At 36.9% G+C, this 22,694-nt stretch carries 22 protein-coding genes; 3 read left to right on the forward strand and 19 right to left on the reverse strand.

The window, feature by feature from the left end; all coding sequences use genetic code 11:
* Positions 1-77: 77 nt before the first annotated feature.
* The 8 genes from BCI01S_RS18920 to BCI01S_RS18955 form a co-directional block, all read right to left on the reverse strand.
* Positions 78-881 carry an ABC transporter ATP-binding protein gene (locus BCI01S_RS18920; protein WP_047943965.1) on the reverse strand — a complete coding sequence of 268 codons (804 nt, stop codon included), beginning with the start codon at positions 879-881 and terminating at the stop codon, positions 78-80.
* Positions 881-1,912, reverse strand: a complete 1,032-nt coding sequence (locus BCI01S_RS18925) for a FecCD family ABC transporter permease (RefSeq protein ID WP_061800688.1) — start codon at positions 1,910-1,912, stop codon at positions 881-883. Before BCI01S_RS18925 ends, BCI01S_RS18920 begins: the two co-directional genes overlap by 1 nt.
* The gene (locus BCI01S_RS18930) at positions 1,909-2,943 is read right to left on the reverse strand and encodes a FecCD family ABC transporter permease (protein WP_172885210.1); all 1,035 of its coding nucleotides are present in this window, start codon (positions 2,941-2,943) and stop codon (positions 1,909-1,911) included. The genes BCI01S_RS18925 and BCI01S_RS18930 overlap by 4 nt, the downstream gene beginning before the upstream one ends.
* On the reverse strand, positions 2,944-3,993 hold the full coding sequence (locus BCI01S_RS18935) for an iron-siderophore ABC transporter substrate-binding protein (protein WP_047943963.1): 1,050 nt from the start codon (positions 3,991-3,993) through the stop codon (positions 2,944-2,946).
* A 580-nt stretch (positions 3,994-4,573) separates the two neighbouring features.
* Complete coding sequence (locus BCI01S_RS18940) at positions 4,574-4,885, reverse strand: DUF3243 domain-containing protein (protein WP_061800693.1); 312 nt, start codon at positions 4,883-4,885, stop codon at positions 4,574-4,576.
* 183 nt (positions 4,886-5,068) lie between these two features.
* Positions 5,069-6,286, reverse strand: a complete 1,218-nt coding sequence (locus tag BCI01S_RS18945; RefSeq protein WP_061800695.1) for a CynX/NimT family MFS transporter — start codon at positions 6,284-6,286, stop codon at positions 5,069-5,071.
* A gap of 211 nt (positions 6,287-6,497) precedes the next feature.
* A complete protein-coding gene (locus BCI01S_RS18950; protein ID WP_061800697.1) occupies positions 6,498-7,067 on the reverse strand; it encodes a helix-turn-helix domain-containing protein in 570 nt (189 codons plus the stop codon).
* A 66-nt stretch (positions 7,068-7,133) separates the two neighbouring features.
* Complete coding sequence (locus BCI01S_RS18955; RefSeq protein WP_053215771.1) at positions 7,134-7,679, reverse strand: TetR/AcrR family transcriptional regulator; 546 nt, start codon at positions 7,677-7,679, stop codon at positions 7,134-7,136.
* Between the two features lie 161 nt (positions 7,680-7,840).
* Between BCI01S_RS18955 and BCI01S_RS18960 the strand changes: the two genes are divergently transcribed.
* Positions 7,841-8,686, forward strand: coding sequence for an SDR family NAD(P)-dependent oxidoreductase (locus tag BCI01S_RS18960; RefSeq protein ID WP_235844539.1), 846 nt, complete (start codon positions 7,841-7,843; stop codon positions 8,684-8,686).
* 181 nt (positions 8,687-8,867) lie between these two features.
* Here the strand turns inward: BCI01S_RS18960 and BCI01S_RS18965 are convergent, their stop codons facing one another.
* Entirely contained in the window at positions 8,868-9,887 is a 1,020-nt protein-coding gene (locus tag BCI01S_RS18965) for a zinc-binding alcohol dehydrogenase family protein (RefSeq protein WP_061800699.1), read from the reverse strand.
* Between the two features lie 209 nt (positions 9,888-10,096).
* Here BCI01S_RS18965 and BCI01S_RS18970 point away from each other — a divergent pair, with 209 nt between their 5' ends.
* A complete protein-coding gene (locus tag BCI01S_RS18970; RefSeq protein WP_047943959.1) occupies positions 10,097-10,456 on the forward strand; it encodes a winged helix-turn-helix transcriptional regulator in 360 nt (119 codons plus the stop codon).
* 181 nt (positions 10,457-10,637) lie between these two features.
* Here BCI01S_RS18970 and BCI01S_RS18975 read toward each other — a convergent pair whose 3' ends face one another.
* From BCI01S_RS18975 to BCI01S_RS18995, 5 genes are all read right to left on the reverse strand, one after another.
* Entirely contained in the window at positions 10,638-11,369 is a 732-nt protein-coding gene (locus tag BCI01S_RS18975; RefSeq protein WP_061800701.1) for an ABC transporter permease, read from the reverse strand.
* Between the two features lie 3 nt (positions 11,370-11,372).
* Positions 11,373-12,083 (reverse strand): ABC transporter permease, encoded by a 711-nt coding sequence (locus BCI01S_RS18980; RefSeq protein WP_061800703.1) that lies wholly within the window; start codon positions 12,081-12,083, stop codon positions 11,373-11,375.
* Positions 12,080-12,991, reverse strand: a complete 912-nt coding sequence (locus tag BCI01S_RS18985) for an ABC transporter ATP-binding protein (RefSeq protein WP_061800705.1) — start codon at positions 12,989-12,991, stop codon at positions 12,080-12,082. The genes BCI01S_RS18980 and BCI01S_RS18985 overlap by 4 nt, the downstream gene beginning before the upstream one ends.
* 97 nt (positions 12,992-13,088) lie before the next feature.
* The gene (locus BCI01S_RS18990) at positions 13,089-14,489 is read right to left on the reverse strand and encodes a HAMP domain-containing sensor histidine kinase (protein WP_061800706.1); all 1,401 of its coding nucleotides are present in this window, start codon (positions 14,487-14,489) and stop codon (positions 13,089-13,091) included.
* On the reverse strand, positions 14,486-15,154 hold the full coding sequence (locus tag BCI01S_RS18995; RefSeq protein WP_061800747.1) for a response regulator transcription factor: 669 nt from the start codon (positions 15,152-15,154) through the stop codon (positions 14,486-14,488). Before BCI01S_RS18995 ends, BCI01S_RS18990 begins: the two co-directional genes overlap by 4 nt.
* 622 nt (positions 15,155-15,776) lie before the next feature.
* Between BCI01S_RS18995 and BCI01S_RS19000 the strand changes: the two genes are divergently transcribed.
* A complete protein-coding gene (locus tag BCI01S_RS19000) occupies positions 15,777-16,739 on the forward strand; it encodes a serine hydrolase domain-containing protein (RefSeq protein ID WP_061800749.1) in 963 nt (320 codons plus the stop codon).
* A gap of 657 nt (positions 16,740-17,396) precedes the next feature.
* Here BCI01S_RS19000 and BCI01S_RS19005 read toward each other — a convergent pair.
* The 5 genes from BCI01S_RS19005 to BCI01S_RS19025 all read right to left on the reverse strand — a co-directional run bounded on the left by BCI01S_RS19005 (position 17,397) and on the right by BCI01S_RS19025 (position 22,613).
* Positions 17,397-18,971 (reverse strand): bacteriocin-associated integral membrane family protein, encoded by a 1,575-nt coding sequence (locus BCI01S_RS19005; protein WP_235844540.1) that lies wholly within the window; start codon positions 18,969-18,971, stop codon positions 17,397-17,399.
* A gap of 598 nt (positions 18,972-19,569) precedes the next feature.
* Positions 19,570-19,929, reverse strand: a complete 360-nt coding sequence (locus BCI01S_RS19010) for a hypothetical protein (RefSeq protein WP_061800708.1) — start codon at positions 19,927-19,929, stop codon at positions 19,570-19,572.
* A gap of 20 nt (positions 19,930-19,949) precedes the next feature.
* Entirely contained in the window at positions 19,950-20,606 is a 657-nt protein-coding gene (locus BCI01S_RS19015) for an ABC transporter ATP-binding protein (RefSeq protein ID WP_061800711.1), read from the reverse strand.
* A gap of 226 nt (positions 20,607-20,832) precedes the next feature.
* Complete coding sequence (locus tag BCI01S_RS19020) at positions 20,833-21,906, reverse strand: sensor histidine kinase (protein ID WP_061800714.1); 1,074 nt, start codon at positions 21,904-21,906, stop codon at positions 20,833-20,835.
* Between the two features lie 11 nt (positions 21,907-21,917).
* Positions 21,918-22,613 carry a response regulator transcription factor gene (locus BCI01S_RS19025; RefSeq protein WP_061800718.1) on the reverse strand — a complete coding sequence of 232 codons (696 nt, stop codon included), beginning with the start codon at positions 22,611-22,613 and terminating at the stop codon, positions 21,918-21,920.
* Positions 22,614-22,694 lie beyond the last annotated feature (81 nt).

The raw sequence follows: 22,694 nt of genomic DNA on the forward strand, positions 1-22,694 counted from the left end.
CCAGTATTAAGATCGTCCGGTATATAGACACAAAAGGCCTTCAAGTTTTCATACTTGAAGGCTTTCTCATTATAAACCTATGCATTAACATGATATCGGCCCTTCGGCACAACTAAAGGAGTTCCTGAAACTGGATCATTAATCACCGTACAATTAAGTCCGAAGATGTCTTTAACCAACTTACTTGTAATGATGTCAGCTGGCTTCCCCTCTCCTACAAGCTTGCCTTTGTCTAGTGCAAAAATATAGTCCGCATACCGTGCCGAAAGATTAATATCATGCAGGACCATTACGATCGTTGTACCGTATTTCCGATTAAGATCTGTCAGCAAATCTAATATTTCCACTTGATAGGTGATATCTAAGAAAGTGGTTGGCTCATCAAGAAATAAAATATCCGTTTGCTGAGCAAGTGCCATCGCAATCCAGACACGTTGTCTCTGCCCGCCTGAGAGCTCATCAATATTTCGATTAGCAAATTCTGTAATCTTCATAATTTCCATTGCTTCTGCAACTGCTTCATAATCCTTCTTGGACCAGCCACTAAAGAAATTTTGGTGAGGAAATCTCCCTCGCCCAACTAGATCTGCTACTGTTATTCCTTCTGGTACAATAGGGGATTGTGGCAAAATACCGAGAATGCGAGCTAATTGTTTTGGCGGAAATTTACTAATCGCCTTTCCATCGAGTGCAATGCTGCCAGAGGAAGACTTAATAAGATTGGATAGTGTTTTTAAAAGCGTTGATTTTCCACAGCCATTTGCGCCGATAATCACACTAATTTTATTACTCGGAATTTCAAGCTCAATATCTTGCAATATCATTTTGCCTTCATAGCCTGATGTTAACTTTTCCGCTCGAAACTCATGTATCTTATCCATTACAACTCTTCCTTTCGATTCATTCGAATTAATAGCATGATTAAGTATGGTGCACCTAGAATACCAGTGATCACACCTACTGGGTATCTAGCGACAAATGCAAACTGTCCAATCAGGTCAGATGCTAAAACCAAAATGATTCCCACAAGACCTGCCGGAATAACACTAGAAAATCCTATCCCAACTAATCGTTTAGCAATAGGGCCAGAAAGGAATGCAACAAATGCAATCGGTCCAGTGGTAGCAGTAGCTAACGCAATAATTAGAACCGAACTGATAACCAGTACAACTCTTGTTCTATCTGTGTTAACGCCTAGTGATGCAGCAGTTTGTTCCCCAAGCTCTAACATATCTAATCGTTTTCCAAGTAAGATAATGATAGGTGCCAAAAGTAGAACGGTAATCATAAGCGGATAAAGATTCTCCATTTTCACACCATTTAAACTACCACTTAACCATCTCATTGCTGTCGGAACATCATGATGCTGTCCAATAAGCAATAAATAGGATATTACAGCATTTAACATCGCCTGTATTCCAATACCTATCAATATTAACCTGCCAATAGAAAAAGAAGTGCCTTTCGATAATAGAAAAATAACCAGTACTGTAGCTAGTCCACCGATAATAGAAGCAATGGAAACAAACGTACTGCTTGCATGAAGAACAATGATACAAAATACCGCAGCAGCACTTGAGCCAGCTGTTATTCCAATAACATTTGGATTTGCTAGAGGATTACGAAGCATTGTTTGAAACACATGTCCAGAAATACCAAAAGCAAAACCAGCAAAAACCCCAGCCACCATCCTTGGAAAACGGATTGTTCCGACCGCAAAAGAGGCTCCTTTTACTTGCTCGCCTAGTAAAACACTAATTACATCCCCAACTGGATAAATCGTATTTCCAAGCATAAGCATCATGCAGCATAAAGCAAAAGCAATGATTGCTAACAAACTAGTCACAATAATAAAACGACGACGCCTTTTTGTTCTACCTACCATAATAAGATTCATTGATTCATTCATCATAACGTACGCATTTTCGCTTTCATAGTTATTAAGATTAAAATCGGGGCCCCGATAAAGGCTGTAACTACGCCCACTTCCAGTTCACCGGGACTGCCAATAATCCGGCCGCACACATCTGAAATCGTTAGGATAATCGCTCCTGCTAGAGCGGACATTGGAATAATGTAGCGCAAATCAGGACCAATAATAAGACGGATCACATGGGTTGCAAGTAAACCTATAAAACCAATTGGGCCCGCTAGAGCTGTTGCTGCACCACACAATAAGACCCCTCCAAATGCCGCAACAAGTCTAAGTGTGCCGGTCCGCACTCCCAACCCCTTTGCTGCTTCATCCCCTAAGGCCAAAGCATTTAAGCCCGGGGCAGAGAACAAGGCGATTAGAATGCCTACAACGAGAAAAGGAATGAAAATAGAGATAGAATCCCAATTTCCAGCACCAACACTTCCTACCTGCCAAAATCTAAATTGATCCATAACATTGGAACGCGGAATCATAATAGCCATTACAAGAGAGGATAATGCTGCACTTGTCGCTGCCCCCGCTAAAACAAGTTTAAGGGGGGTGGCACCGCCACTCCCCATCGAACCAATTCCGAATACAAAAATGGCAGTTAAGATTGCTCCTGCTAATGCAAACCAAATGTATTGACCAGCAGTGCCAATATGAAAAAAGGATATCCCACAAACAACAAATAGAGCTGCACCTGTGTTTACTCCTAATATACTAGGATCTGCAATCGGATTACGAGTGACGGATTGCATAAGAGCACCAGAAACTCCCAATGCAGCACCACACAACAAACTAAATACAGTTCTAGCAATTCTTTGGCGGACAACATTTGCTCCGTGAGACTGTACTTCTGGATGGAATAATCCATCCAGTATTTCATTCCAGCCAACAGTGCGAGATCCAAAAGCAAGAGACGCCAATATACTTATACCGAGTAAGATAATAGAAATTACTAATACACTAATAAATTTTCTCGGTATTAATAACTGCTTATTTTTCAGAACGGATGTCTGTTCCATTTACTTCACTTTACTTACAGCTTCTGAGAGTAATTTTAGGTACTCGTCGAGCGTATATTCAATCGAAAGTGTACTTGGTGTTCCGGCTGCTGCAAGTGGCGTATTATCCTCGATAATGACAACAGACCCTCTCTGTACAGCTGGAATCTTTCCATAAATCGGATCTTTCTGTAAAGCAGCAAGTGTTTCATCATTTCCATACGATACAAAAATATCTACATCATTTAATATGTCTGCATTTTCAGCACTTACTTCCAAATAGAAACTAGTTGGATCCGTCATTTGACTTGTAATACTTTCCGGATATTCCATCCCCAACTCTGTAAGGAATTCACCTCGTGGATCTGTTGGTGAATAGATATAAAATTTGGATAAGTCAGCACCATTAACACTTACAAATGCTGCTTTTTTCCCTTTCAATTCAGGAAACTCATTTGCTTTATCTGCAATGAATTTTTCTGTATCTGCAATAAGCTGCTTCCCTTCTTTTTCCATACCCATTCCCATTGAATTATATGTTACTTGTTCACGCCAAGAAGCAACCCAAGGATTTTTTGGATATGCTACAACAGGAGCAATTTCACTTAAAGTATCATACTCTTCTTGTGTAAGTCCTGAGTACGCGGCAAGAATGACATCTGGATTAGAATCAGAAATCGCCTCAAAGTCTATGCCATCTGTATCTTGATAAATATTAGGATTTTTTTCACCTAGCTCTTCTAGTTTTTTTGCAGTCCAAGGTAACATTCCGCTATCATCTTGAACACCATAATTTGCTGCTGAGAAACCTACAGGTACAACACCAAGCGCAAGTGCTACATCTTGGTTAGACCATGCAATTGTTGCAACACGTTCAGGTTTTTCCTTAATGACAGTCTCTCCAAGCGCATGCTTAATCGTTATTGGATACGATGAATCTGTATTAGAATCAGCTGATTTTTCTTTATCTGCCTTCGAGGATGACTGACTTGAACAACCCGCTAGTAAAAGAATGGCTACAATTGAGAATAAGAAAATAGAAATAAATGGCTTTCTTTGTTTTTTAAACATATGTATGTCCCTCTTTTTCTATATAATTTTATAATATAAATGATTATCATTCTCAATTATAATACTTGTTTTCTATTTTTCTGTCAATTACAAATAGTAAGTTATACGTGATTTTGCCATCTTTTGATGAAAATTCTCCATTTCACCAACTAAGAGACCATAAAATCAAGTAGACTACTAATAAATTTAAACTCTTTTAGGCATATTTAAAGGGCAACGCTAAAGCGATTGCCCTTTTTAAATTCTCATTAACTTTTACTCTATTCATTTGCTTTAAATGCTTGTAGATTTTCCAAATGATTAAATATTGGCAAAAACGATATGAAAGCTTAATGTGCTAGTAAGAGCTAGGTAGCAAACAAATAATAAACATTATCATACAAATGCATGATTTCTTCCTCCGTGTTATTACAATCTATTACTGTTTATCATTATAAATAATGATGTTTCTCTATTTCTTCTACGAAAGACTTAATCATTTGGTCTCACCTTCTTCTAATTTTTTGCAAAAAGAAAACTCGCCAAAGGCGAGTTTCACTTTCCATCATTTCTTTTATCCTTTAAAAATTGAAATCACGAATTAATTTGCCAATTTTACAAGCATATGTGCTAATTTATGGCGTTCCTCTTCATTTCCCACTTTCCACAGTTCCTGAAGAAGTGCCTCCTCACGATTTTGCGGTTCTGCGTTGTTAGCAAGATAGCCAGCGACTTTCTCTGCGCTTTTCGCTAATTGCTCTTCATCCATGCCAAGATTTTTGCCCACTTCTATTTTACTGCTTAGATAAGATTTAAACTCATTAAAATTCTCTAGCTTCTCTTGGATTGTTTTTCTATCCATTTCTTTCACTGTTTCTTCGGCCTTGTTGGGATCTGCATTATAATTATTCATCAATAATCTTCCCTCCAATTATTTGTTTGTCCCTTAACTATTCCCCAGAAAAGCCGCGCGAAACTTTATATCGACTTAGCAATAATCTCCATTTCTATCTCATTCCTCACAGGTCCTTTGTTATCCGTAAAAAAAACGAAGATTCTCCAGTGTTGCACCGGAAAAAACCTTCGTTATGATAAACTATTTACTTGTGCTTACATACCGATCTCTAGCTGCTCCTAATCCAAATACAAAGAGCAGCAATGACGCACCAGCTAAAATGAACAACGGAATAGTCCAGCTATTCGTTACATCATGTAAATATCCGAAAAGCGTAGGACCAATAGCCGCTAGTAAATAACCAACTGATTGAGCCATGCCAGATAGTTCTGCTGCCTGTCTGCCATTCTCCGTTCGCAAGCCAAAAAACATCATCGATAAACTGAAGGCACAACCTCCCCCAATACCTATCATGATAATCCAGCATACAATTAACTTTGCACTTCCATAAATTAGTCCAAGTGTCCCCGCTAAAAGCAAAGCGCTCATGATAATGACTAAAGAACGCTGACTTTTCATACGCCCTGCAATAATAGGTACAATAAAGGTAAAGGGAAGTAATGCTAATTGCATCACAGAAAGGAGCCAGCCAGATTGATCTGAACTTATTCCTTGTTGTTGTAAAATCTCAGGCAGCCATGCAATAAGAATGTAAAAGACCATCGATTGTAACCCCATAAATAAGGTCACCTGCCAAGCTAATGGAGAGCGCCACAAGTTCACCTGAGAATCTACTACTTTATTTCGAACAGCTGCTGTTTCCTTGTTGAGATGCTTTATTTGAGGCAGCCAGAATAAAATGGATACGAAGCTAAGTATCCCCCAAATTCCCAATCCACCCTGCCAGCCAATTCCAAGTCCAATGGCAATTGGAACACTTAGTCCCGAAGCAATAGCAGCTAATAAATTCATCGAAATAGAATATACGCCTGTCATTAATCCAATTCGAGTTGGAAACTCTTGTTTAATCAGACTAGGTAATAGCACATTAGAAATTGAAATCGCCAATCCTAGCACAGCAGTACCAATATATAAAGCAGCCACCCCAGATAATGAACGTAAAATAATGCCTAGTGTAAGAAAGATTATAGACATCAGAATCATCATTTCCACACCAAATTTACGAGCCAATTTAGGTACAATCTGAGAAAAAAGCGCAAAAGATAATAATGGCAATGTGGTAATCATCCCTGCTAATGTATTAGAAATATGAAGATCATCCCTAATAAATCCTACTATTGGACCCACTGATGTTAACGGAGCTCTTAAATTGGCAGCAATAAAGATTATTCCTATAATAACCATCCAAACGGCTGACTTATGAACAGCTCGATTTGATTGTATATGTTGATTAGTCATTGTTTCCTCCTGATTATAGTAGCCAAATGACTATGAAATGAGTCCTTCATCATTAATAAGAAGTAGTCAGTTAAGCAATTTGGTATACTATAATATATTTTCACTATGATAATGAATAATATAATATAACAAGCAGGTGTTTGTCCATTCTTTTTTCTAGAAGTTGAAGAAACAAAATATATCCCCGCTATTGGACGGAATAACCTAACCACTACCTCCCGTATCTCAATAAGATATAGAGTACAGCAACTTTATCGGTATGATTTATATAGGAATGGCTTCCATTTGCATCAAAACTAATCGAATCATATTCATTTAAGATATATGACTCATTATTTACATTAATGGTTATGGTTCCCGACATCACCGTAGCTATTTCCGTCGTATTGGGGTGATGCATTTCTGGATAATAAGAACTATGTGGTTGTAAATATGCTCGACACATTTCCATCTCATCCTTTTGATTTTGAAAAATCGGCTCTACAGCCCAATTGCCATCATCTCCGAAAATTCTTACCCCGCTACCAGCCCGCGATACATTCACACTGCTTCCTGAGGAAAATAACGCCATCAGAGGGATCGATAAACTTCGCGAAATCTTCCACAATACCCCAATTGTTGGATTAGTTTCTCCTCGCTCAATATTTCCCAGCGTCAGCTTACTTACACCTGATATCTCAGATAAATTTTCAAGACTCAACCGCCTCTCCTTTCGCAATTTTTTAAGCACTGTTCCAACTTGAATAACTACCTGTTTTGAATCATCTGTTTCTCTATTCATATTCGTCCTCCATTTTTCTATTATGGGAAATATTATTATTCCTATGGTAGGAGCTTAACTCCATTCCTAATTAAGTGGTTCAAACAAACCTTTGCATTGGTTGGTCAACTGATTATAAACCGCAGCTCCTTTGGCATAAGCCTCTTGGCTAAAATCGTTCTTTTCCATAAATGTCTTTAAAAACATGTAAGTAGCGCCTGCATAATAGTTTGCAATATATTCACTATTCTTACCGAACGCTTTATGTTGCTCCATTACAAGCTTATTAAAATTGGCTAACTGACGAATAAATTCGTTACTAATGCCCGCCCATTCAATTAATGCAAATGTCTGTTGATTTTGTTTCCAAAATTGTATTAGTAGTTGAATAAAGCCTGAAGCGTTAAAAGATTGCTGCTTTAAAACCGACTTAAAATCACTCATGACGTTGGATATCTGTCTTATAATGATGTCTTCTTTCACTAAATAATTCCTGTAAAATGTTTGCCTTGCAATTCCAGCTTGCTCGCATAAATCTCGGATGGAAATCTCATAAAAGTTTTTATTCTTAAGATTAAACATCATTAAACTTTGCAGCAATAATTTTTGTGTTCTTTCGACCCGTTTATCCATTTATGCACCAATTTCCTTTCCTGTGTCACATAAAAAAATTCTTTGCTTTTTCTTTGCTTAAATTTATTATACAATCCTTTCAATCTAAGTGACAATTGTAACTTAAGTGTCAATTGTTCATTTACCAACAAAAATTATTTATCATATCGGAGGTAATTATTTTGGGAACAGGAAAGGTAGTAGTCATTACTGGAGCCAATAATGGGATTGGTCTAGAATTAGCCAAAAAAATGCTAGCAGAAGGGAGTCAAGTTATTGCATTAATACGTTCTTCTTTTTCAAAGGACGACCTCTTTATTCAATCAAAAATTACTACAGGACAATTACGAATTTATAAAGCCGATTTATCTGATTTTAACAGTCTAAAAAATGCGCTGGAAGAAATAAAAGCAACGGAGAAGAAAATAGATTTCCTTTTCAATAACGCTGGCGGCAGTTTTCCTTCGTTATTATTTTCTAAGCAAAATCGCGAACTACATTATGAACTTCAGACAGTAGTGCCTTATATTATTTTTAAGGAGCTGTCCCCTTTATTTGAAATGGGAGAAGATAAGACAATTGTTAATACATCTTCAGCTGTCATCCTTCGCGTGAAACAGTTTGATCCAGATACATTGGAAAACCCATCTTCCTTTAAAAAGTTATTTGGTCCCTATGCGACAGCAAAGCTAGCTTTATCTTTATGGACAAAAGAAATAGCAAAAAGAGAGAGTGCCAATGGATTCCGGTTTCTAAGTGTAGACCCCGGGAGTAACAATACGTTACGGAAAGAAAAAAAATCAGGTATTCCCTTTTATATAAAACCATTGATGAAGTTTTTCTTTTCCCCACCGACAAAAGGGGCTGCTTTACTCTATGATGCCGCAATGGATAAGACTGGAGCAGTTTCTGGGGACTTTATTGTAAAGGGGAAAAGCACGAAGGTTACATTTGCTGAATATAGTTCCATTGTTTTAGAGGGAGTACATAGGATTTATGTGAGGGAATTTTTGAATAGTGAGGAGTAGAGAATAATTCAATAATAAAAAATCTATTTAGGGAGGGGATAACAGCTTTGCTGGTTTTCCTCTCCCTTTTATAAGGCAAATCCCCAAAATTTAGTTCTAAATAGACTAATAATCTTCAATCCTAAGTCATTGTTAACCAAACAGTCTACTTTTTAGATAAGATGACCATCTCATTAGGCATTTATTCATTCTCAACTACTATTTTACCAATCATACTTCCTGTTTCTACGATTTTATGTGCTTTACGTAGCATTTCGGCATTAATTGGTCTAAGAGTTTCTGTAAGGGTTGTTGTTACTTTCCCGTCATCTATTAGTTTACTTAGTTTGGATAAAAGTTCATGTTGTTTGATCATGTCTGGAGTTTCATACATGGATCTTGTAAACATAAATTCCCAAACAAACGTGACACTTTTATTTTTTAAAGCAGTAAGGTCGATAGGATTAGCCATTTCTACAATCGAGCAAATCCTTCCTTGAGGGAAAATAATATCGGCCATGTTTTGCCAATGCTGCTCTGTTTCGTTCAAACATAAAATGTACTCAACGCCTTTTATATCATGATCTTGTAGTTGAGTTCGAAAGTTTTCGTGATGGTTAATGATATAATCAGCACCTAATTTATTCACCCATTGCTTACTCTCTTCTCTAGATGCTGTGGCAATCACTTGTAAACCTGCCATTTTAGCTAATTGAATCGCTATGGAGCCCACTCCCCCAGCCCCGCCAATAATAAGAATGCTCTTAGATTGATTTTCTTCGTAGTTATTAATATCTATCATTAATCGATCAAATAAACTTTCCCATGCTGTTATCGATGTCAGTGGTAAAGCCGCTGATTGTGCAAAATTTAAAGACTTTGGCTTTAATCCGACAATTCTTTCATCAACCAAATGGTATTCGCTATACGTCCCTGGTCGAGTTAGGTCACCAGAATAAAACACTTCGTCTCCAGGTTTAAACATTGTACAATCCGGTCCAATTTCTTCCACCACTCCACTTGCATCCCAGCCTAAAATTCTTGGTTCTGTTTCTTCTTTATCTTTAGGAGCACGTACCTTTACATCAACCGGATTAATCGAAACAGCTTTTATTTTAACAAGTATATCTCTTTTGGTTGGTGTCGGTTTTTCCACTTGGACATCTATCAAACTTTCTTCCTTTTCAATCGGTAAATATTTATACAATCCAACTGCTTTCATTTAAAAGCCCTCCTTTTTTATTCATGTTTATTATAAAAAAGAAATATATTAAGAGTAAGTACGCACATTCTTGTAATCTGGTATCACACATGTTACCTATTAGGAGAGAAATGAAAGCAGCTGCAACTGACATTCTTGTAATCTGCTATTAACTATGTTACTAATTAAGAAAAGAAGAACAAGCAGAAATGAGAAAGGTATGAGTACCGATGAGAAATCGAAAGAAGGGGTATGGATGCCCTGAAGGATGTCCGGTTGAAGGAACGCTTGATGTGATCGGGGGTAAATGGAAAGGCGTTATTTTGTTTTATTTATTAGATGGAAAGAAAAGATTTAATGAATTCAGTAGATTAATGCCTGGTATTACCAAACGAATGTTATCTCTCCAATTAAGGGAACTGGAAGAAGACGGAATTGTTCATCGAGAAGTATATCCCGAAATCCCCCCTAAAGTGGAATACTCATTAACGGAATTTGGAAGAACGCTCGAACCAATTATTTCTCTAATGAATGAATGGGGAGAAAATTACAAAGAGTTTTTAAAAGAAAATAAGCGGGAATTAAAATAGGTTTTTAAGCTTATATATCGATCGGATATAGTCTCTCCACCTTTGTAGAGTCTTCCTTTATATTTTATAAAGAAAACCTTGGTACAGCAAGAATTGAATATACCAAGGTTTTCTTGTTGTGATGCGGAAAAATAAATTTACAACAATTAAGTAAGTTGATTGGGAATAAGGCTTATCCGTTCTATACAGTTTTCCTATGAAAATATAAATACCCTCCAAGAAAAAATAAAATAAAACTTCCTCCCACCACGGTTAGTAAGTGCTCCCAAGGAACAGAAAACACATCATCACTAGTATCACTGATATACATCATTGCAAAGGGCTGGGCCCATGGATAATAAGGTCCAAAACGCTCAGAATTAACCGCTAATATTGACGGTAATGTGAAGATCACATTGACAGCCAAAGGAGCAGCAAAACTCTTGAATAGAATAGACATCCACAATTGAAAAGCCACTAATGGAAACGTGGCAATCCATCCTCCGAAAATACTTTTCCAAACAATTTCAATTGGAAATGGATCTGTGAAACCTTTCATCATTCCCACTCCATAAACGGCACCAAGGTAGAATAATTGTATAACCAATACGAGGAGCATTAACAATATGTATTTCCCTGTAAATACTTGTCCTCTTGTTACAGGCAGTGCTAACAGCTGCTTCCAACCACCAGCTTGATGTTCATATTTGCATATCACACTCGCCAGCACCCCCGTGACCAAAGGTAAAAATAGTAAAGCATATGTCAAGTTCATTGATAATAATGGTAAATACCATTCATTTATTTCAATTTCTACATGGAAGGGTTTAGCAGTCATCCCTGTAAAAAGGCCAATGAGAGGACCGGTAAAAATAATTAATAGGATTTTTGATTTTCGCAATTTAAACCATTCTGATTGAAGAATAGAGAGCATTTATTATTTCACATCCCTTCTTGTAAAATCTATCATTCCAGCCATATATAATAAAATACCTACTCCAATTCCAAGCAGGACATTGATCATCGGCTCATTCCATTCGTTCGTTAATGAAGGCCACTTCCAAATCATCCAATCTGGTAAAACCAAAGCCGAATAAACAAAAATCACGCCTAAAACCCCTGTGGTAATCGGAATCCCTTGATTCTGACTAACAGTCGCAATCCAAAGCTGTAATGCCAATATAGGCAGTGCGGCAAAATACGGATAAAAACTATATTTTACTATCTCAGCAAATGGAGTTTGCTCACCCAAATCTAAAAAGACTCCCAAAGCTATGGTAAATACCATCAATAGCACGGATGATAGGAATAAAAAAAATGCAAGCACTGTAAATTTTGATAAATAAACATTCATTTTGGAAACAGGCAACGAAATCAGTTGCTTCCATGAATTCGTTTCATTTTCAATACTAGCCATAAAGGATGTTAAAATGACGATGCCTAATGCAAGTGCAAGTGGTGTAAAAGAACTTACATTCAATAAATAATATCCCCAATCATCCTCACTTTGTTTTAATAAATAATCCTTTCTCACTCCATAGTTAACCATCTGTAATGCGACAACACCAAAGGGGCCTAAAAAGGTTAGAAACCAAAATCCTTTTCGTTTAATTTTTAAAAAGTCTGCCCTTAAAAGTTTTCCAATCATACTGCTTTCTCCTCCATAGTCATTTGAAGGAATATTTCTTCCAATGATCTCTTTTCCTCTTCAACACGATAAATCGAAAAACCCTCTTGAACAAGAGACTGTACAGCTTTTGCTACCCCCTCATTTGAATGCTCGGTTAATAAAATGATCCCATCTTGCCAATCAGCATTTATCCCTTTTCCTAATAAGGAGCGCCAAGCTAGCTTACTATCACTAACCTTTAATAAAATCCTTTGCTGCGCATACATACGTAATGCTTCAATGGAATCCTGAAAAATCATTTTTCCTTTTGTAACGATCCCTACCGTTGTCGCCATTTGATCAATCTCTGACAATAAATGACTAGAAATTAATATAGTCATTCCTGTCTCAGCAGGCAATCGTTTAATTAAATTCCGGATCTCAATAATTCCGGATGGGTCTAGTCCGTTTGTAGGTTCATCCAAGATTAATAATTCGGGATTGTTTAATAGAGAAGCCGCAATTCCTAACCGTTGCTTCATTCCTAATGAAAAGCCTTTTACTTTTTTATTTGCCACGTCTTGTAATCGAACAATCTCTAATACTTCGTTAATTCTCGTTTTCGGCACCCCTAAAATCTTTCTCAATGCTTCTAAATTCTCATAAGCAGTTAGATGAGGATAATAGGATGGATTCTCTACTAGTGAACCTACTCTTTTTAATATGTCTCTTCTTTCCAGCCTTAAATCCTTTTGAAAAATATGAATCATACCCGATGTTGATTTCATCAACCCCAAAAGCATACGAATCGTCGTTGTCTTCCCTGCACCATTCGGCCCTAAAAATCCGTATATTTCTCCTTTTTTAATCTTCATGTTCAAGCCTGCAACAGCCTCTTCTTTACCAAAACGTTTAGATAAATTTTCCGTCTGCACTACATATTCCATTTCTCTCACCTCATCTTCTATCCTAGGAAAAGAAGGTTAAAACTGGGTATGCTGACAGGTTAAATTTTGTTTAAAAAAAGATAGATTGGAAAAGGTGCTAAATGACCTTTTCCAATCTACCTTTACTTGAGTCTCTTTTTTTTATTATTTTTATTGTTGTTCCATGTTCACTTGACTTAATTTCCCAATATAACTCCATACCTTTCACCATCATATCAACAATAGACAATCCAATTCCTGCACCTGCTTCATTTGAAATACTCTTCATCCCTTTTCCTTTATCTGAAACAACTATAGCATCATATTGATCTGTGGATTCCGTTTTCACACAAATATATCTTCCACTTTTAGCGTGACGCAATACATTTTGCAATAAATTATCTAATATACGTCCTAACCAAATTGGATCAACCGTCCATTTACTATTTTTAAACGGGAGTAATTTAACTTCTATTTCAAATCCCTCTTTTTCAAAAACCGGATACCATAAAGCTAAACATTCACGCACATAACGAATAACATCTATATCCTTCCAATCAACTTTATATTTACTAGCCATTAGTAGAGTATATGACATCAAATTTTCAATTAATCTATCAATATTCACTACCGAGGCTTCCAACGCCTTTATTGCTTTTGTACCCTCTTCTGATAAATCTTCTTTAGCAATTGAATAGGTTTGAGCTCTTATTTTGGTTAAAGGTGTCCGTAAGTCATGAGAAAGATTAGCAATTAATTCCCGCCGTATTTGTTCTTCCTTCTGTTCACGTTGCTTACTTTCCTTGAGTTCAAATACCATTTGATTAAACGCTTTTTCAAGTTGTCCAATTTCATCCTGCTTTTTTACGTTAATCTGGATTGGCAAACCGTCAACATCCCGTATCTCCATCGCATCTTGTAATTGTAATAATCGTTTTCTGATGCCTCTAAAAAATAAAAAGGAAGCTATAATAAATAAGAAGATGATACAGATAACACCGACTAATAATATCGTGCCATAATTATCATTTACTTTTTCAAGCGGAGATTTTAACGCAGTTCTAGGAATCTCAAAAACTATAAAGCCTCGAGATTCTTCATTTCCAACAAAGGCAATAACCGTAAAGGGGTCCCCTTCATAACGACCTTTGATAAATTTTGCTGTAAAAAAAGATGACCATTCGGAAGGAAGTTGTTCTCTTACATTTACTTGCTTTCCTAACTTACCATTTTCATCCACCCAAAACATAGAGGCATCGTGAAATTGATTTTTCCACTTGGAAAAATGCTGTTCAATTGTTTCAGGCGTGACGTTTTTCAAATGGTTTGCTTCAGCATGCCACTTTGTCTCTATTTCATTGAAATCATTCCTATATTGGGATTGACTTCCACTTTCCATGTTTTCTGCAACACCAGACACAAATATTGTGACAACTAGGAAGGCGAATTGAACAAGAAAAATGGCAATTAAAATAATCATCATGTACTTCGCCAATAATGATTGGAAAAACCTTCTCATATTTTCACCCGATATCCGATGCCGCGAATCGTTTCAATGATTGTTGGATTTGAAGGATTCTTTTCAATTTTTTCTCGTAAATAACGAATATGAACCATTAAAGTCTTATCTCCTTCGATATATCGCTCGCCCCAAACGCCTTCATATAGCTGTTCCTTTGTTAATATTTGGTTCAAATGTCGAATAAAGAATTGAAATAAATGATATTGTTTTCCTGTTAATTGAATTTCGCTTCCTGTGTCATTGTTTACTAATCTCATGTCTTTTGTATAAATAGTTAGATGTCGCAATTCTAATATATCGTCATTTTTTTGATATCTTCTTATTAATACTTCGACACGAGCTGCAAGCTCATCAGGATGAAAAGGTTTTGTTAAATAATCATCTGCAAAATGAAGACCTTCTATTTTATCCTCAATTGAGGTACGTGCGGAAAGCATTAAAATAGGCAAATCACTATTTTCTTTTTTGATACGCTTTCCGATAGAGAAACCATCTAATCCTGGTAACATTACGTCCAAAATGAGGATATCTACGGTTAATAGATACTCTTCCACTCCTTCGCCTGACTGTAGCCATGTTACTTCATATCCTCTTTCCGTTAGATCCTTTGTCACCCAGCTGCCTATATCACTTTGATCTTCTATATACAATACATGAACCATTTCTTCCTCCTTTTTAAAATAGCTGCTTTCTTTAACATATAACATACCTATATCAACCTATCAAAAGAGATCTTTGTTCCAACCTCTCCCTTGGCCTTGTTTCATCCACTGCTCAATCTAAAAAAACATCCTTTTTTACAATATTATCCAAGGGGTGGGTAAAGCTGTGCAACTTTTATAAACATATCGACTTTATTTTAAATCTACAGAAGATTTACCTCTTTTAATTTTTGATAGTATTCAAACGGATAGCCGTATCTACTAAAAGAATTCATACATGTTTGCCCGCTTAATGTAATTGATTAGTAGAGAGAAATATGACTATAAATTAATGAAAAGTGCCTTCCTAAAAATTATATCATTATTCTAATTAGTGGAGTAATTTCCAATATTAATTATAAATATATACCCGAATAGAAAATAATACATTTCAAATAGAGTGGCGTTTTTATTACAATAATTGCATAACAAATCTACTTTTTTTCCACATTTCATTTCTTTTTAAAAATGCATTGAAATTAATTTTATAATAAATTATTCTTACATCATTATTGATCAATGAATTAACGAAAGGAATGGATGGATGTATTTGACGTCAATATGTCTATTCGAAAAGGTAGAAATGAATAATACTCCCATTTCTAAATTTGAAAATTTAATAAAAAAAGAATATGCAAATATAGCAGGCATTGTTATTAGAAAAAATGAAAGTTTGATTTATGAAAAATATTTTGATGGATACACCAAAGAGGATGTATTGCATATTGCATCTGTAACAAAAAGTGTTATATCAGTTCTTATTGGCATTGCAATAGATAAAGGATATATAAAAAATATAGAACAGAAAGTATTAGAATTTTTTCCAGATTACACAGTTAAGCGTGGTGAAAAAACAATACAAAATATAACAATAAAAAATTTGATGACAATGACTGCACCATATAAATACAAATCAGAGCCATATACAAAGATTTATACAAGTGACGACTGGGTAAAAGCTACACTGGATTTGCTAGGGGGAAAAGGCGATATTGGAGAATTTAAATATTCTACTGTTGGCACACATATTTTATCAGGTATACTTACTAATGCAACTGGTCAATGTGTAATTGATTTCGCGACAGAGAACTTGTTTAAACCTCTTGATATTAAAGCTCCTAATAGTGCATTTATACTAAATAAAGAAGAATATTTTGCCTTCCTTAAGGATAAACATGTAACTGGTTGGATTACAGATCCTAAAAGTGTAAACACTGCAGGTGGGGGGCTTACCTTAACACCTCGGGATATGGCAAAAATAGGTCAGTTATTTTTAAATAATGGTGTATGGAACGGTCATCAAATTCTCTCTTCCCAGTGGATAGAGGACAGCACAACGGAAAAAAGTCGATGGGGAAAGTTTTCATATGGATACTTGTGGTGGATTGTTGATGATTATTGCTATGCAGCTTTTGGCGATGGGGGCAATGTAATTTATATAAACCCTAAACAGGAAATGGTAATTACTATTGCTTCTCGTTTTATGCCACGTGCCAAGGATAGAATTGAAATGATTAGAACGTATATAATGCCATTGTTCGAATAGAGTCAAGAAATTGTGAAGTTTTCTGCTTGAACTCAGGTAACCGTGAGGGGAACAAGATAATAAAGTTCTTCAGTGCTCCGGAACAAGTGTTGAAAAACACTATTATTTCACCCCCATCCAAAACAGGACGGGGGTAAGTAGAAGTATTCGACATTGAACAACTTAATTATAACCTTGACATTTTCTTTTTGTGGGTGGTATCAGCTTCACTGATACTCCTCAAGATAACCGAGAACTTCTCTTTTGATAGGTGGTTCCATCTTCTTTTTTCTTAAAACCATTAGGAGTGATGCTATTAGTCTTAATCCCATCACACAAGTTGTTTGCTTCTAGCTTTTTTCAGTAATTAACCTCACATAAGTGCATAAAGTTAGCTGTATAGGGTTTTAGAGCTAACTCATAATAGCGTTTTTCTTTTACATTATAATAAACATAAAAGACTTCTTGTTCAGCAGTTTTACCATAACCTCCAAAGCCTTTGTTGTCCCGTCTAAATTAATTAGTATAGATATAAATTTAAAATTATTATGAAGTGTTTTTTAGATTAAGTTACCGAATTCACATGTTGGAAATCAATAAACTTTCTCTCTAGTTTTTCTACAACCCTTTCTTATCAATTAAAAAGCCGAGAAATCTCTGGCTATTCCATTAATCTAATCAAATCCTGCGTTTACTGACTCCATTAAAACACCAATGTACGGCAAACAGATGGGACATTGGTCCAATAAGCAATCCATATGCAGCAGTCATAAGTATAATTTCAATTTCATTAGGTCTTTGTAACATGACAACAAAGATTACAAGTATAGTTCCTACAAACAATTCTTTTATCACACGGTTCTGAAGGATTCTCATCCATGACTGACCTGCTAATCGTAATGGGAAGTCACGTTTTGCCTGTGATGCTGCTGCAATTAATGACCTGATTACAGTAGCAATACTGAAAGCAATCATCAGTGCAAACATGGAAAGATTCTGCAGCCATACAAGGTATGCTGCGAACTGAGCTTGTAGTATACCCTCTTCTGCGATGTAAACAATTTTTAGTTCCCCACTGATGCCGCGATTGCGCAGCGCCTTGGCATTAAGGCTGTGTTGTTCTAATAATTGCTGCGTAGCAGTTATACCAGTAAACACTATGTTGCCACTCGAGACCATGGATGTCAAAGTCGTGTCATTAAAGCTGTCATACAGCGAGGGAACGACAACAAGCAGGATATCATCTCCAAAATAGAGACTTTCTCCCCCTCCCCCTTGTGCTACTGGAAGTTGGTATCCTTCGACTGGTTCGAAGAATTGTAATTGTTCGAATAGATACTTGGAATGCTCTTCTCTCGACAATATATCAACCTCTTCCTGGATTGCGTGAACAAGATCATTTGAAATGCTGCCGAGTGCAATTTTCGTTACAGTCGGCTGTTTCACTCCTTTAGAGACTAAGTCAAGCCAACGCTGGTTTACAAAAGAGACACCGGAGTACTCGCCAAAATCAAGCGGTGCCCACATTTCCTTTTTATAAGTATAAGAAAGCGCTACTGCATCCATCAATTCTGAATCCTTTATCATCCTGCCTATCATCGGCTGCATCCGATCCATTTCGTCAATATCTGTTGTGAACACAATTGACGCTTGGTCTGAAAGCTTCTTCCACTGCGTCATTTCAGCTTCCTTAGCAGACGATTGTTTATAGGCAGACCAAGCAGGAGCAGTCGTAGCCACCACTAAAACAAACGTCAGCGCTTGGATTACAATCGCTGCTGATCGGAGACTTTTTACAGCTGGCTGTCTAGTAGCTAGCATGAAAACACTCGGCCATGCAGAGGCTGACATAATGAGTGCCACAAATATAGATATAGCAATAACAACTGCTTGTAAACTAATCAGTATTTTTAGGAAGGTACTAACATATATCCAGCCATGAAAAATCCCTACATAGCTTGCCGCAATTATAGCTACTGTTCCTGCCGAGCCTATTAGCGCCACACAAAACTCTGTAAGGTCCTGCATTTGAATCCGTACAATTGAAGACCCACCCAAAACACGAAGTGCACGCCCTCTTGCCCTCACTAACAACCAGAACAGTGCAAGCGATGAGATCAGTGCAAGTGATGCAAAAATTACGGTTGTAAAACCTCTTTCTTGCACCACGAATATAAAACTATCAAAGATAGAGACATCCCTCCGGGTAACTTTTACTCCTTCATCTTTCAAAGTGTCTACAAACTCATTCAAATGAGAAGTATCGCCAGTAACGAGGTAGACCCCATCGGGATAAGAATTGGCAAGACGATGTTTGCCGACGATTTCGACTTTATTATCACCGTTAAACCCAGTAATTTCATCGGGCAAATCTTCCTCATCATTAAGCGTAACAAAGATCTTGCCATCTCCATCGCTCGCAAGATCAGGGGCAATCTTGACCAGTCCAAGATCCAAGCGTGTATCGAGTTCTACTAACTTCGAAAATGCTTCAGTAATAGAGTACGCCGATTCATTGAAGGTAATGTTAAGCCTGCTTTCGCTGCCAATAGCTTGTGGGAAATCTCGATCATTCAGGTCGGTAATAATTGCAGCCAGCAGGACAAGTAAAATAAACAACGCACCCGATACAACCACTATGATACGCTTATAAATATTCATCTCCCTTATCCACTCCTCTTTCCTTATGAAACTATTTATCCCTTGAATTACTGCCTATCATTCCCCTCTACAAGCTATATTAAAAACTCTGTAGCATAGATGAAAGGGGTCATATTCGAGGGTTCTAGACGAAATACCCGTGTACAAGTATCAGAAACAACATTTTAGGCAAACAGTTGAAAAGACAGTGTCAGCGCTTCACCAAATGAATCGGGACCCCAAATCCTTCACTATGAGAGAGTAAATTATTTATAGCATCACGATCTGATTTCGAATCATAGCTCACCAAGATGAGTCCCCGTTTCAGATCATCTGAGCAAGGCTGACCAACCTCCACTTTAATCCCCTCTCCCAACTTTTCTATTTCCTTAGCTAAATTCGCATGATCGTTCAAAGCAGCATTGGCTTCTGCAACTGATGGCAGCCGGTCGCATGGCGGGTGGGTATCTTTTGGTGATCCCGTTATCCAACCGTTTAGAAGCGCAAAGACTCCCATTACTAGTAGTAAACCAACAATGAAACTGATAATAATCTTAGAAATCGGCTTCATGCATATCCTCCTTATATTCTTTAGTTAACGTGACGTTCTTTTGAACCGACCTGATGAATGGCGCTGCATGCATCAATCATCTCGGAATCATGTGTTGAGATAATAACTGTTCGCCCAATTGAGGCAAAGTCCGCAAGCAATTCAATGACCTTATGCCGGTTCGCTGCATCAAGCGAAGCAGTTGGTTCATCAACAAAAAGCACATCTGCATTCTTATAGATAGCGCGAGCCAAGGCAAGTCTTTGCTTTTCACCTCCACTCAAATGTCCAGCTAACTCACTCTCCCGGTCTTTAAGACCTGTCTGTTCAAGTGATTGTACCAAGCGTTCTTTGTCTCCCAGGACACGCCGTCCAAGGATACCTGCCTTCATCGTAACATTGAAGGCAACCGACTCTTCATCCATAATGCCGTAATCCTGAAGTATGAACGCTGCATGATCATGCCAGAAGCGACGTCGCGCTGCATTGCTGTACCTCGTGACATCATTCCCTCCAGACAGAATTTTCCCCTTATCAACCGGCAGCAACATTCCGAGGCAATGCAGGAGTGTGGTTTTTCCAGAACCACTCGCACCAACGAGGGCTGTCATTATACCGGGGTTACAACGAACAGACTCTCCATCTAGTACAAGCCGTCCACCGATTGTTACTGAAATGTCTTGAGCTTCAATCAGCATTTGCACCACCCACCAAACTCTACATTAGTTACAGATAATGCCACTATAGTGAACATCATCTTGATAGCTTGATTCAAATCTTTTCCCTTTTGCCTATAGATAGTTTTGTTCATATATTTCATTCCTCCCTATTTCGTAATGAAATGAATCACCGGGAACGCTTAATTGCTAAATAAAGTATAGGGCAAAAAAATAAACACCACTGAAATGGTGTCTTAACAGGACCTTAATTTTTGGCAAAGAAATACACTTTTATCTTCGTCCCTTTATTCGGCTCACTTTCAATTTTAATCTGCCCACCTTGTTTTTCAATAAACTGTTTAGCAATAGACATTCCTAAACCTGACCCAAGATGGCGTTTATCCGTGGTTGTACCTCGGTAATATTGATTAAATAACTGTTTAATTGTTTTATCATCCATTCCACGGCCATTATCTTTAATTTCTATTAAAGTTGAACCTTCTATAGTTTCTATGGAAACAGTAATAGTTGTTTCACGGGGATTATGATAGATAGCGTTCATAATAAAGTTTTCTAAAGCTCTTTTTAATAATGCTTGATCAAAAGATAAGAAAATATCTCCCTCATCCTGGACTCTTAAATAAAAGTAATAATCATTAGCCAGCGGATACTGACGAATATCTTTCAAAACATTTTGTACAAAAGTGACCAGATTCATAGTACGTAAATTCAATGGAATTTGCATTTTATCAAACTCATAAATAGCACCTAAATCATCAAGTAATTGCTCCATATACAATGATTTTTCTTCAATGATTTTAGCAAACTCCTTCATTTCTTCTTCGTCCCAATTATGTTCTGAACGAAGCATGGCTGCATAGCCTTTAATGTACGATAACGGTGTTTTTAAATCATGTGTCACTCCAGCGCTCCAGTTCTTTCTTATATCTTCAAGTTCCTTTCGCTCTTCCTCCGCTGCATTTAGTTGATATGTTAGTCCATCGAGCTTTGATTTAAGTTCCACAAATGGACCAAACTTCATCTTATTTAAGGGGAAATTCTTTATTGTATTAGGCATTTTAAAAACACCAAGTGATAATTGATCAATCCAGCGTATAAAAAAGAAAAGGGGCTTCCTGATTTGACGGTCAATAATACGGCCAAGCAGAATAAGCATTCCAATGAATAATAACGGGAATAAAACATAATTAACCAATCCGTTAATTCTTAAAGGAATGTTCAATAAGTTAAGGACTGAAAAGCCCGTTATAAAAAAGATAGCACCTATGGCTAAAAAAATGATTATCAAAGCCAAGGATATTCTAGATTCTAATTTCATTAGCAACTCCTTTAGTTTCCATGATTCAGCATATAACCCAATCCCCTAACATTTATTAAATACTCCGGATGTTTAGGATCTTTTTCAATTTTTTGACGTAGACGACTAATATGGACCATAACCGTATTTTCTTTCCCAAAAATGTTATAATCCCCCCAAATTTTTTCATACAGTTGTTCTACACTAAAAACCTGATTGGGATGTTGGCACATGAATTTTAGTAATTGGAACTCCTTAGCTGGGCAATTTATTTCTTTTTCCTCTACAATTAATTTTGCTTGGTCATAGTACAATGCAAACCGTTCTGTGCGAAACATCTTAACCATTTCCGGCAGTCTTTTTCTTTGACGATATAGAATGGCCTTTATTCGAGCAACGACTTCAAGAGGATTGAACGGTTTCGTTATATAATCATCACCGCCCATAGAAAATCCGGTTAATTTGTCAATATCTGTAGTGCGAGCAGTCAAAAAGATAATGGGAACATCTGATATTTCTCTAATTTGTTGACACAATTCAAAACCGCTTATATCAGGCAGCATGACATCGAGCAATATTAGATCAATCTTGTGTTCCTTGACCTTTATTAATGCTTGATCCCCCGATTCAGCCTGATAGATTTGTTGAAATCCTTCTTTGTCCAATAAGCGTTTCAACATTTTAATTAATCCTACTTCATCTTCTATAATAAGTATACTTTCGTTCACATTTTCCCTCCTCTTATTTGGTTACGTATATATTGACGTTTTTAGTTAACTTAGAAGATTTTTTTGATAAGTGACCTTTCG

This window comes from Niallia circulans NBRC 13626 (assembly GCF_001591585.1).
GTDB lineage: Bacteria > Bacillota > Bacilli > Bacillales > Cytobacillaceae > Niallia > Niallia circulans.

What these genes read in the sequence shown, in the direction of transcription:
- BCI01S_RS18920 (WP_047943965.1), bottom strand. Translation starts at nt 881, where the DNA reads ATGGATAAGATACATGAGTTTCGAGCGGAAAAGTTAACATCAGGCTAT.
- BCI01S_RS18925 (WP_061800688.1), bottom strand. Translation starts at nt 1,912, where the DNA reads ATGATGAATGAATCAATGAATCTTATTATGGTAGGTAGAACAAAAAGG.
- BCI01S_RS18930 (WP_172885210.1), bottom strand. Translation starts at nt 2,943, where the DNA reads ATGGAACAGACATCCGTTCTGAAAAATAAGCAGTTATTAATACCGAGA.
- BCI01S_RS18935 (WP_047943963.1), bottom strand. Translation starts at nt 3,993, where the DNA reads ATGTTTAAAAAACAAAGAAAGCCATTTATTTCTATTTTCTTATTCTCA.
- BCI01S_RS18940 (WP_061800693.1), bottom strand. Translation starts at nt 4,885, where the DNA reads ATGAATAATTATAATGCAGATCCCAACAAGGCCGAAGAAACAGTGAAA.
- BCI01S_RS18945 (WP_061800695.1), bottom strand. Translation starts at nt 6,286, where the DNA reads ATGACTAATCAACATATACAATCAAATCGAGCTGTTCATAAGTCAGCC.
- BCI01S_RS18950 (WP_061800697.1), bottom strand. Translation starts at nt 7,067, where the DNA reads ATGAATAGAGAAACAGATGATTCAAAACAGGTAGTTATTCAAGTTGGA.
- BCI01S_RS18955 (WP_053215771.1), bottom strand. Translation starts at nt 7,679, where the DNA reads ATGGATAAACGGGTCGAAAGAACACAAAAATTATTGCTGCAAAGTTTA.
- BCI01S_RS18965 (WP_061800699.1), bottom strand. Translation starts at nt 9,887, where the DNA reads ATGAAAGCAGTTGGATTGTATAAATATTTACCGATTGAAAAGGAAGAA.
- BCI01S_RS18970 (WP_047943959.1), top strand. Translation starts at nt 10,097, where the DNA reads ATGAGAAATCGAAAGAAGGGGTATGGATGCCCTGAAGGATGTCCGGTT.
- BCI01S_RS18975 (WP_061800701.1), bottom strand. Translation starts at nt 11,369, where the DNA reads ATGCTCTCTATTCTTCAATCAGAATGGTTTAAATTGCGAAAATCAAAA.
- BCI01S_RS18980 (WP_061800703.1), bottom strand. Translation starts at nt 12,083, where the DNA reads ATGATTGGAAAACTTTTAAGGGCAGACTTTTTAAAAATTAAACGAAAA.
- BCI01S_RS18985 (WP_061800705.1), bottom strand. Translation starts at nt 12,991, where the DNA reads ATGGAATATGTAGTGCAGACGGAAAATTTATCTAAACGTTTTGGTAAA.
- BCI01S_RS18990 (WP_061800706.1), bottom strand. Translation starts at nt 14,489, where the DNA reads ATGAGAAGGTTTTTCCAATCATTATTGGCGAAGTACATGATGATTATT.
- BCI01S_RS18995 (WP_061800747.1), bottom strand. Translation starts at nt 15,154, where the DNA reads ATGGTTCATGTATTGTATATAGAAGATCAAAGTGATATAGGCAGCTGG.
- BCI01S_RS19000 (WP_061800749.1), top strand. Translation starts at nt 15,777, where the DNA reads ATGAATAATACTCCCATTTCTAAATTTGAAAATTTAATAAAAAAAGAA.
- BCI01S_RS19010 (WP_061800708.1), bottom strand. Translation starts at nt 19,929, where the DNA reads ATGAAGCCGATTTCTAAGATTATTATCAGTTTCATTGTTGGTTTACTA.
- BCI01S_RS19015 (WP_061800711.1), bottom strand. Translation starts at nt 20,606, where the DNA reads ATGCTGATTGAAGCTCAAGACATTTCAGTAACAATCGGTGGACGGCTT.
- BCI01S_RS19020 (WP_061800714.1), bottom strand. Translation starts at nt 21,906, where the DNA reads ATGAAATTAGAATCTAGAATATCCTTGGCTTTGATAATCATTTTTTTA.